The organism is Bombilactobacillus bombi (assembly GCF_003522965.1).
Lineage (GTDB): Bacteria > Bacillota > Bacilli > Lactobacillales > Lactobacillaceae > Bombilactobacillus > Bombilactobacillus bombi.
In genome coordinates this window covers 103,871-116,209 of the sequence record NZ_CP031513.1, presented here as the reverse complement: position 1 = coordinate 116,209, position 12,339 = coordinate 103,871, and the positions used below count along the sequence as shown (strand labels likewise).

General features: G+C 37.1%; 5 protein-coding genes. 1 reads left to right on the top strand and 4 read right to left on the bottom strand.

The window, feature by feature from the left end; all coding sequences use genetic code 11:
* The first annotated feature begins 108 nt into the window (after positions 1 to 108).
* Entirely contained in the window at positions 109 to 1,119 is a 1,011-nt protein-coding gene (locus DS830_RS00500) for a linear amide C-N hydrolase (protein WP_118907902.1), read from the top strand.
* Between the two features lie 45 nt (positions 1,120 to 1,164).
* Here DS830_RS00500 and rpoC read toward each other — a convergent pair whose 3' ends face one another.
* The 4 genes from rpoC to DS830_RS00480 all read right to left on the bottom strand — a co-directional run bounded on the left by rpoC (position 1,165) and on the right by DS830_RS00480 (position 12,184).
* Positions 1,165 to 4,824, bottom strand: coding sequence for a DNA-directed RNA polymerase subunit beta' (gene rpoC / locus DS830_RS00495; RefSeq protein ID WP_118907901.1), 3,660 nt, complete (start codon positions 4,822 to 4,824; stop codon positions 1,165 to 1,167).
* Positions 4,825 to 4,838: 14 nt separating this feature from the next.
* Positions 4,839 to 8,507: a DNA-directed RNA polymerase subunit beta gene (rpoB, locus tag DS830_RS00490; protein WP_118899510.1), complete on the bottom strand. Its 3,669-nt coding sequence runs from the start codon at positions 8,505 to 8,507 to the stop codon at positions 4,839 to 4,841.
* A 222-nt stretch (positions 8,508 to 8,729) separates the two neighbouring features.
* Positions 8,730 to 11,207, bottom strand: a complete 2,478-nt coding sequence (locus DS830_RS00485; RefSeq protein WP_118907900.1) for an ATP-dependent Clp protease ATP-binding subunit — start codon at positions 11,205 to 11,207, stop codon at positions 8,730 to 8,732.
* A gap of 77 nt (positions 11,208 to 11,284) precedes the next feature.
* The gene (locus DS830_RS00480) at positions 11,285 to 12,184 is read right to left on the bottom strand and encodes a helix-turn-helix domain-containing protein (protein ID WP_162887461.1); all 900 of its coding nucleotides are present in this window, start codon (positions 12,182 to 12,184) and stop codon (positions 11,285 to 11,287) included.
* Positions 12,185 to 12,339: the final 155 nt, after the last annotated feature.

Genomic DNA, 12,339 nt, shown 5'->3' with positions numbered 1-12,339 from the left:
TAATTGTCTTATATTATAAGCTCATTTTAACAAAAATAAAATTACACGCTTAAAATTGAAAATTATTTTATGATACAATGCAGATAATTAGCAATAGGAGGTTACATTATGTGCACAAGTATTTCAATTCAAGCTACTAATCAAGATGTCTTTTGGGGACGTACTATGGATTTTACTTTCGATCCGTTCAAAGCTAGTGTCGATAGTAAGATTACCGCTTATCCCAAGGGTTATAAGTTAAAAGGACTACATCAGTCTTGGCAAACCAAGTTTGCTTTTGCGGGAATTAACGTTAATAATTCTTTATTTTTTAATGATGGCATTAATAGTGCTGGGATTGTTGGTGATGCGCAGTATTTAGAAGAAGCGTCTTGGACAACATTAGAAGATTTAAAAAAGCGTTCTTTAAAACCTATTATTGGTGAAGAAGTGATTGCCTACGTTTTAAGTAACTTTGGCAGCATTGCCGAAATAAAAAAAGCTTTTTCTAATTTTGGTCAAATTAAAACTAATTATCCCGATTGGGATCATGCCGATACTGGTATTCCCACTCCAATTCCCATGCATTATACTTTTAGTGATAATTTTGGCAATAGCATTGTTTTAGAGCCCGTAGATAAAGGTGCTTTCAAAATCTATGATAGTATTGGTGTAATGACCAATAGTCCTCAATATTCTTGGCATTTAGATAATTTGCGTAACTATTTATATTTAACTAATCATAATCGCGGCCATCATCAATTAACTGCTAATTTAGATATTAAACAAATTGAAAGTGGTTCCGGTTTATTAGGCTTACCTGGTGATTATACTGCTCCTTCCAGATTCATTCGGAGTACTTTTCTTTCTAAATTTTTGGCTCCTTTTGAGCGTCAACAAGGAATTACACAATTATATAATGTTTTTAAATCTGTTATGATTCCACAAGGAATTGAACATGTCAATGATCATAGTGAAACTTGTGATTACACAGGATATTGGTCTGGTTATGATGTGGACCAGCGAACTATTTATATACAACCAGAAGATTGTCCCACAATGACTAAATTTTCTTTATCAGAAAATATAACCGAGAAAATCACTCAACCTATTAGTCATACTTTTAAAGTTAATGAATAAAAAAAGCCTATCCACCTTTTGAGGTAGATAGGCTTTTTAGACTCATTAACGTTGCTTTTCTTGGTAAGCTTTTAGCTTTTCTTCAACATCAGCAATGCTTATTTGATTATCTGTTTCTTTTTGAACACTAGGACCAACTTTTTCAGGTTCCATATGACGATATTTTGCCATCCCTGTTCCAGCAGGAATAATCTTTCCAATCATCACATTTTCTTTAAGTCCAACTAATGGATCGCTCTTTCCACGAATTGAAGCATCAGTTAAGACACGGGTGGTTTCTTGGAAGGAAGCAGCTGATAAGAAACTGTTAGTTTCCAATGAAGCTTTGGTAATACCTAACAATACTGGAGAACCAGTAGCGGGTAACTTTCCACTTACTAAGGCTTCTTTATTATCATCTGTAAATTGTCCAATATCAACCAATGAACCCGGTAAAATTTCAGTATCGCCAGGATCTAAAATTCTAATCTTACGCAACATCTTGCGAACCATTACTTCAATATGCTTATCGCTGATATCAACACCTTGCATGCGATATACTTTTTGAACTTCAGATAGAAGATAGTTTTCCGTTGTTTGTACATTAGTAACTTTAATTAATTGCTTGGGATCAACAGACCCAGCAGTTAATTTACCACCACGAGCAATTTCGTCACCTTCAGAAACTGCCACACTAGCAGTATAAGGCACACTATAGGTTCTAGTATCAGTTTTACCTTCAACAGTAATTTCACGAGAATGCTCAGCAGGGTTTTCATCAATTGCTGTTATAGTACCATCAACTTCAGAAATTGTAGCTAAACCTTTTGGATTACGAGCTTCAAAAATTTCTTCGACACGAGGAAGTCCTTGAGTAATATCTTCGCCACCAGCAACACCACCAGTATGGAAGTTACGCATAGTTAACTGGGTACCCGGTTCACCAATCGATTGTGCAGCTACAACACCGACTGCTTCTCCAACTTCAACTTCTTCACCTGTTGCCAAATTACGACCGTAACATTTTTGACAAACGCCGTGGCGCGTATTGCAGGTAAAAGCACTTCTAATTGTCACTGTAGTGACACCAGCATCAATAATTTTTTGTGCCATATCTTCATCAATCATGGCATTTTTATCAATCATAACTGCATGAGTTTGAGGATCAAATACCGCTTTTTGTGTATAACGGCCAACTAAACGATCATATAGTGGTTCAATAATTTCGTTACCATCACTAATAGCTGAAACTTCGATTCCCCGATCAGTACCACAATCTTCTTCACGAACAATCACGTCTTGGGCAACATCAACTAAACGTCTTGTCAAATAACCTGAGTTCGCTGTCTTCAAAGCCGTATCTGTCATACCTTTACGGGCACCGTGAGTTGACATGAACATTTCCAAAACCGAGAGACCTTCACGGAAGTTAGATGTAACTGGAACTTCCATCATTCCGCCGTTAGGAGCAGCCATTAAGCCCCGCATCCCAGCTAACTGAGTAAAGTTAGAAATATTACCACGAGCTCCAGAATCAGACATCATTGAAATAGGATTTTTAGGATCAAAACTGTCAACCAACTGTTGCTGAATTTCATCTTTAGCATCATTCCAAATGCTGACAACACGATTATGTCGCTCTTCATCAGTGATTAAACCACGACGGAACTGTTTAGAAACAGTAGCTACTTGTTTGTGGGCAGCATCAACAATTGATTGTTTATCATCTAATTGTGGAACATCAGCAACACCAACAGTCAATCCAGACAAGGTACATGCAGTATAGCCTAATTCCTTCATGTCATCTAACAATTCAGATGTACGTTGAACTTTATAAACCTTAAAGACTTGGGCAATGATATCACTAAGATAACCCTTTTTAAAAGGATCATTTAAAGGCATATCTTGTAAACGTTGATGAATATCTTCACCTTCATTTAAGAAATACTTTTCTGGCACACCATTAATTAAATTCTCTTGTGTTGGTTCATTTAAAAACGGCATCCCTTGCGGTAAAATCCGATTAAAAATCACTTTACCAACACTAGTCAACATAATGCGATGGCGATCAGTATCTTTAAAGTCAAAATCCTTTAAGGAGTCAGTAGCCAAACCAATTCTAGTATGCCAATGGACATCACCATTTTGAAAGGCCATTTCAACTTCGTTCATATCTTTAAAAATCATACCTTCGCCTTCACGACCACGTTCTTCTAAGGTTAAATAATAATTACCTAAAACAACGTCCTGCGATGGTGTAACAATTGGTTTACCATCTTTAGGAGCTAAGATATGATGCGCAGCTAACATTAACATTCTTGCTTCTGCTTGTGCCTCATCAGATAACGGTACATGGACAGCCATCTGATCACCATCAAAGTCAGCATTGTAAGCTTCACAAGCTAAAGGATGTAATCGAATAGATTTCCCATCAACTAATACAGGTTCAAAAGCTTGAATACCCAAACGGTGCAACGTTGGTGCCCGGTTTAAAAGAACTGGGCGCTCTTTAATGACATCCTCTAATACATCCCAAACAGCATCATCTTGACGCTCAATTTTTCGCTTAGCATTTTTAATATTAGAAGCTAATTCCCGTTTCACTAATTCATGCATAACAAATGGCTTAAATAATTCCAGTGCCATTTCCCGGGGCAAACCACATTGATAAAACTTCAACGTTGGTCCCACATCAATAACAGAACGGCCAGAATAATCAACACGTTTACCCAACAAATTCTGACGGAAACGTCCTTGTTTACCTTTCAGCATATGTGACAGAGATTTCAAAGGACGATTACCAGGACCCGTTACCGGACGTCCACGACGACCGTTATCAATCAAAGCATCAACTGCTTCTTGTAACATCCGTTTTTCATTTTGCACAATGATATTAGGTGCATTCAAATCTAATAATCGTTTCAACCGGTTATTACGATTAATAACACGGCGATATAAGTCATTTAAGTCAGAAGTGGCAAAACGTCCACCTTCCAACTGAACCATTGGCCGTAAGTCTGGTGGAATAATTGGGATACAGTCCATAACCATCCATTCAGGGCGGTTACCTGACTTTTTAAAAGCATTTAAAATATCTAATCGTCTAATTGCTCGCGTCCGCTTTTGACCAGTTGCTGATTTTAAAACTTCTTTTAAATGTTCAACTTCTTTATTTAAATCAACAGCTTGGAGTAATTCTTTGATACCTTCAGCACCCATTTTAGCAATAAAAGCATTACCATATTCTTGACGTTTTTGCCGATATTCTGTTTCTGTTAATAACTGCTTATTTTCTAAGTCAGTATTTCCAGCTTTAATAACTACATAGGCTGCAAAATAAATAATTTCTTCTAAAGCTCTTGGACTCATGTCTAAGACTAAGCCCATACGACTAGGGATTCCCTTAAAGTACCAGATATGAGTTACAGGTGCAGCTAATTCGATATGTCCCATACGCTCACGGCGTACTTTGGACTTGGTAACTTCAACTCCACAACGATCACAAACAATACCTTTATAGCGAATTCGTTTGTATTTACCACAAGCGCATTCCCAATCCTTAGTCGGACCAAAGATACGCTCATCGAAAAGTCCATCCCGTTCTGGTTTTAAGGTTCGATAGTTAATCGTTTCGGGCTTTTTGACTTCACCATAAGACCAGCTGCGAATTTTATCTGGCGATGCCAGTCCAATTTGCATACTTTCAAACTTATTGACGTCTATCAATTGGCAACCTCCTCTTAATTGTTGCTATCATCATTATTATCTGAACTCAGACTATTAATTTTATCCATTAAACTGTCTAAATTAGGTTGCTGTTCTTGCTTCTTCTTTTCTTCTACTTGAGCTTGTTCTTGTGCACGTTTTTGTTCTTGTTGTTCAGCTAAACGTGATAAGGCATCAACGCTGTTACTAGTAGCATCTTCATCCATATCGCGTAATTCTAATTCATGATGTTCATGATCTAGAATCTTCATATCTAAACCTAATGATTCTAATTCCTTGATCAAAACTCTAAATGATTCTGGAACACCTGGTTTAGGGATGGTTTGACCTTTGACAATTGCTTCATAGGTATTAACACGCCCAGTAACATCATCTGACTTATACGTTAAAATTTCTTGTAAGGTATAAGCTGCCCCGTAAGCTTCCAAAGCCCAAACTTCCATTTCACCAAAACGCTGACCACCGAATTGAGCTTTACCACCAAGTGGTTGTTGAGTAACTAAAGAGTAAGGTCCAATAGAACGAGCATGGATTTTGTCATCCACCATATGAGCTAATTTCATATAATACATAACACCAACAGCTACACGATTATGGAAGGGTTCACCAGTACGGCCATCATATAGGATGGTCTTTGCATCAGAAGCCATGTTGGCTTCTTTAACGGCAGCCCATAAGTCATCATCAGTTGCACCATCAAAAACAGGTGAAGCAATGTGAATACCTAAGGTTCTAGCAGCCATTCCCAAGTGTAATTCCAAAACTTGCCCAATATTCATACGTGAAGGCACACCCATTGGATTTAACAAAATGTCAATTGGAGTACCATCAGGCATATAAGGCATATCTTCTTCTGGAACAACAATAGAAACAGTACCTTTATTACCGTGGCGACCAGCCATTTTATCCCCAACTTGAATCTTCCGCTTTTGTGCAATGTAAACTCGAACCATAGTATTTACACCTGGGCTAAGTTCATCGCCAGCTTCCCGAGTGAAAATCTTTACATCTTGAATGATTCCACCGCCACCATGAGGTACACGTAGGGAAGTATCACGGACTTCACGAGCTTTTTCACCAAAGATAGCATGCAATAATCTTTCTTCAGCACTTAATTCAGTTACACCTTTTGGAGTAACTTTACCTACTAAAATATCACCATCGCGTACTTCCGCACCAATCCGAACAATTCCGCTTTCATCTAAATCTTTCAACGCATCTTCACCAACGTTAGGAATTTCACGTGTTATTTCCTCAGGTCCTAACTTGGTATCACGTGCTTCAGATTCATATTCTTCAATGTGGATGGAAGTATAGACATCATCACGTACTAAACGCTCAGATAAAACAATGGCATCTTCATAGTTATACATATTCCAAGTCATGAAAGCAATTAGTGGGTTTTGACCTAAAGCCAGTTCCCCTTCTTGCATAGCTGGGCCATCAGCGATAATTTCGCCTTTATCAACATGATTACCCTTTTCGACGATTGGGCGTTGGTTATAACATTTACCCGCATTAGAACGCCGGAATTTCATTAAGTCATAAATATCCATTGTGCCATCATCACGTTGAATTTTAATAGTGCGCGCATCAACGTAATTAACAATACCTGCATCATGAGCTAATAAAGCAGTTCCAGAATCGTGGGCGGCAACATATTCCATGCTAGTACCAACTAATGGAGAATGAGGTTTTACTAATGGTACAGCCTGACGTTGCATGTTAGCACCCATCAAAGCACGGTTAGAATCATCATTTTCCAAGAAAGGAATACAGGCAGTAGCTACTGAAACTACTTGCTTAGGTGAAACGTCCATGTAGTCAATCTTGTCAGCAGTAGTTTCAATATTATCATCTTGATGACGAGCCAAGATTCGTTCTACTGCAAAAGATCCATCATCATTCAAAGGTGTGTTAGCCTGAGCTACAACGTAGTTATCTTCTTCATCTGCTGTTAAATAATCAATTTTATCAGTAACTTTATGAGTATCCCAAGAAACACGACGATAAGGAGTTTCAATGAAACCATACTTATTAACTACTCCATAAGTAGCTAAGTTATTAATCAAACCAATGTTAGGTCCTTCAGGAGTTTCAATCGGGCACATCCGGCCATAATGCGTATAATGCACATCCCGGACAGCATAACCGGCCCGATCCCGTGTCAAACCACCAGGTCCCAAGGCTGATAAACGACGCTTATGAGTTAATTCACCTAACGGATTATTCTGATCCATAAATTGTGATAGCTGTGATGAACCAAAAAATTCTTTAATGGCAGCTACTACGGGACGAATATTAATTAATTGTTGTGGTGTAACTGTCGCAGTATCTTGAATTGACATCCGTTCACGGACTACCCGTTCCATTCTTGATAAGCCTAAACGGAATTGGTTTTGTAATAATTCACCAACAGAACGAATCCGACGATTACCTAAATGGTCGATGTCATCAACACTACCAATGCCTTCTTGTAAATTAAAGAAATAATTAATTTCAGCCAAGATATCAGCCGGCGTAATATGCTTTACTTTTTCGTCAATATTATCATTGCCGATAACGTTAACTATCTTATCTTCATCTGCAAGAGAATAAACTTTAATAATTTGCAACTTAACAGGGTCGCCTAAGATTCCTTCATCTGAAGGTTGGAAAGTAACAGCCTTAAAATCAGGATTCTTTAAATAAGGAGAGAGCTTATTTAAAGCTTCACGATCAAGCTTAGTATCTTTCTTCAAAATAATCTCACCCGTATCTGGATCAGCCAAGGTTTCAGCTAAGGTCAATCCTTGCAAACGAGTTTTCAGATTAAGCTTTTTATTTACTTTGTAACGCCCTACAGAGGCAGTATCATAACGTTTAGGATCAAAGAAACGGGCATACAGTAATGAACGGGAACTTTCAGCCGTTTTAGGTTCACCCGGACGTAAACGTTCATAGATATCTTTTAAAGATTCCGCTACACGTGAATCTGAAGGATCCTTGTGAACGTCTTTTTCTAAAGTTAGATTTAAAAAGTCGCTATTATTACCAAAAATATCAAGAATTTCACTGTCAGTTCCAAAACCTAAGGCCCGAACTAATTCGGTAATTGGTAACTTACGAGTCCGATCAATTCGAACATAAACAATATTTTTCGCATCGTTATCAAATTCCAGCCACGCACCACGATTAGGAATAACAGTAGTACCATAAATCATTCGGCCGTTTTTATCAGCTTCTGCAGTATAATAAACGCCTGGAGAACGAACCAATTGTGAAACTATAACTCGCTCTGCACCATTAATAATAAAGGTACCTTGCTCAGTCATTAATGGAAAATCACCGAAAAAGACATCCTGTGTCTTAATTTCACCAGTTTCATGATTAGTTAATCTTAAAGTTACATGTAACGGTGCTGAATAATTGGCATCGTGATTCCGTGCTTCATTGACAGTATACTTTGGTTTTAAAAGCTTATAGTCAACATAGTCTAATGATAAAGTGCCAGCAAAATCATCAATTGGCATAATATCTTGGAACATTTCCTTTAAGCCTTCATCTAAGAACCAATTATAAGAATTGGTCTGAATGTCAATTAAATTAGGTAACGGTAAAACTTCCTTAATCCGCGCATAACTACGCCGTGTCCGATGTTTTCCGTAATTGACATTGTGGAAACGAACTTTTTCTTCCGTCAAGCTGTTCACCCTTTCAATAAAATCTAAACGTCAAATGTTACAATTTGATTACAACTTAGCAAATGGTACTTTTTGAGCAAAAAAAAACCAAAAATAGTAATTCACTATTTTTGCCTTTTTATAATTCCTTACCGGACAATATTTCGGCAAGAAATACGCATCTCATACCACGCTAATTAGTCAATTTAAATATTATAACAAATCACTTCATTAGTCAACTCATTATGCTTGAATAGTTTCTGGATGTCGTATATTAAATTTTAATTGCTGCTTGGCAGCTCCTACTGATAATTGATCACCAGCACGCAATTGATTGGATAATAATAAGTCACTAATCTGATCTTCGACTTCGACTTGAATTGTGCGCCGTAGTGGGCGGGCCCCTAGTTCAGAGTTATAACCCTTTTCAACTAAATAATCCATTGCTTTCGGGGTTAATTTTAGTTTAATTTGTTGTTCATTCAAACGTTTAATTAAACCTTGAGACATAATTTTAATAATCTGATGCAAGTCAGTTTTTGTCAATTCATGGAAAACTAAAATATCATCAATCCGATTCAAAAACTCTGGTCGGAAAAATTGTTTTGTTTCTGCAAGAATTTGTTGTTTCATACTTTCATAATGGTTCGTTATTGTGGTTTCGTTAAAGCCAACAGTGTGTGTATCCCGTAAAGTTGTTGCTCCTAAGTTGGAAGTCATAATAATAACCGTATTTCGAAAATCAACTTTGCGGCCTTTAGAGTCAGTTAAAAAGCCATCATCTAATACTTGTAACAATAAGTTAAAGACATCCCGATGAGCCTTTTCCACTTCATCCAACAAAATAACTGAATAAGGATGATTTCGCACCTGCTCGGTTAATTGGCCACCTTCTTCATAGCCAACATAGCCTGGTGCAGAACCAACTAGTCGTGAAGTACTGAATTTTTCCATGTATTCCGACATATCAATTCTAATAATATCTGTTTCCTTGCCAAACATACTAGCTGCTAGTGCCTTAGCTAATTCCGTCTTCCCAACTCCGGTTGGCCCCATAAACAAAAATGAACCAATTGGATGCTGTGGATCTTTTAAGCCACTACGAGCACGTCTAATAGCACGTGCTACCGCACTAATAGCTTCTTCTTGTCCAACCACTCGTTGGTGCAACTCTTTTTCAAGATTCAATAATTGCCGTGATTGGTGGTTAGTCATTTTGGAAACGGGAATTCCTGTCCATTGTGAAACTACTTGAGCAATATCTTGTTCTTGCACATGTGGTAATGACTTTCGATTACGTTTATCAGATTTTTGTTCTTGTTTCTCCAACTTATGTTTAAAAGTCATCTCTTCTTGCCGATAACGAGCAGCTTCTTCAAAATTTTGGTCAGTAATAGCCTGCTCCTTAGCTTGTGAAGCAGTATTAAGTCGGTGTTCAAGCTGTTCTATTTTATCAATTGCTCGTGTAGAACTGGCTTTGATATGAACACTAGCACTAGCTTCATCAATTAAATCAATCGCCTTATCTGGCAAAAAGCGATTAGGCAAATATCGTTGAGATAACTTTACGGCTGCTTTTAAGGCTTCGTCAGTAATCTTTAATTGATGATGTTCTTCATATTCTGGTCGCAAACCTTGTAAAATCAAAAAGCTATCAGCAACTGAAGGTTCTTCAACTTGCACTTTAGCAAATCTTCGCGCAAAGGCTGCATCTTTTTCAATATATTTTTGATATTCATCTAAAGTTGTTGCCCCAATCATTTGCAACTCACCGCGCGAGAGCGCAGGCTTTAAGATATTAGAAGCATCGATTGCCCCTTCAGCTCCACCAGCACCAATCATCGTGTGTAATTCATCCACAAACAATATAACATTGCCATCATGATAAATCTCATTAATAATCTTTTTTAAGCGATCTTCAAATTCACCCCGATATTTAGTACCAGCTACTAATGAACCCATATCTAAAAGCATTAAACGCTTGTTGGTCATTTCCACAGGGACTTCACCAGCAATAATTTTTTGTGCTAAACCTTCAACAATCGCAGTTTTGCCCACACCTGGCTCACCTAATAAAACTGGATTATTCTTAGTGCGGCGACTTAAAATTTGAATTGTACGTTCAATTTCTGAATCACGCCCAATTACTGGGTCTAATTGTTTTTCCTGTGCATATTGTGTTAAATCTCTTGCTAACGAATCTAAGGTAGGAGTACTGCTTTTACCACTGAGTGTTTGCTGCTGTGTAGCGCGCTTTTTACTATCACCCTTAGTTGAAATCCCCATCTTTTGTAATAATAATTTACGAGTTTTGACCACACTAATTCCCAAATTGGCCAGAATACGAGAAGCTAATATTGTTTGATCTCGTAATAAAACTAATAAAATGTGGCTGGTACCAATCTGAGGCGCTTCTAATAGCTTAGCTTGTTGACCAGCTGCTTCTAGAATTTGACCAGCACGTGGTGAATAAGGTAAATACATAACGTTATTTGCTTTAGTATCTTCAGTTCCATATCCAGTCATAGCTTCAATTTCATCTTTGATATCTTCTGCAGATATTGATAAATCAATAATGGTTTTAGCAGCTACGCCAGAACCTTCTTTAACCAAACCATATAATATATGTTCACTACCCACGGCGTGGTGGTGAAATTTTTTAGCTGCCTGCTGGGCCAAACGCAGTGACTCTTTGGCACTTGCAGTAAATATTTCATTCATTAACAGCCCTTCTTTCTCATACTGTTTTGAAAGTATACCACAATTGTTACAATTATGATAAATGATGCCTTTTTTAATTAAGATTTTTGCTTAACTTTATTCTTTTTTTCAAGTTTCCGTAGCAATTTAGCTACCTGTTTAGGAACTACTTGGTTGCGATTAAATTTAGCAAAAATAAGTGTTTCACTCAATAAAGATTTCAATTTCACAATATCATGATTCAATTTCCAAGAGTTTTGCGCTTGAAGAAATTTCGCACGGGTTACATAGTAAGTAACATGTCTTTGCGAAGAGACATCAAGTTCTTCATCTAATAATTTATTACTCTGATCCAGCCGGTCATGTTCAGCTAAATATGTAGCTAAATAAAACATCAAAGTTAATAACCGAAAAATTTGTTTGGTTCGAAAATCTGCTATTCCTTCGGTTAAACTAGTTGCTACATATAGTTGAACTTTGTTGAACATTAATGTTGCTGTTTCGTCATCATGCTGGTGATCTGCAACAATGCCAAGTCCTAAATATGATAATTGCGTAAACATTGTACTTTGTTTAGGATCTAACTCGTTTAAAATTCGTCGAAAATATAATTCTGCCTCAGCATCGTTTGTATCACTCACAGCTAAAAACATCCCTTTAAGATAACAGTATTGCAGACGCCCCTGGTTTGATCTTAACTTTTGATAATCAATTTGTTGTAAATTAATAATTGCGTCATTATAATTTTCTACCATTAGATTCTCTTCAATTTGATCAAGTTTGTGGCTGGCAAAATTGATCGATGTCGGATCATCTTCATTTAATTCTGCAATAGTCAAATCTAAACGATCACACAATCGCTCTAAAATCGGCAAAGCCGGTGTCTGTTTCCGATTTTCAAATTTACTTAAAGTTGATTGCGTACAAATACCTTGACTCAAAGAAAATTGTGAATATCCTAATTGTTTTCTGCGTGCAATAAATTTTTCAATATCCACAAATCTCATCCCCCAAAATCTAATATATGATACCGTATACTTTAATTATATCAAAAGAATTGGTAATAGCTGATATCAATTCTTATTTTGTAGGAAGGCCTATTACAGTGGTAATAACTGGAATATGGCAATAAAAATTTAATAAGAAACGCTAT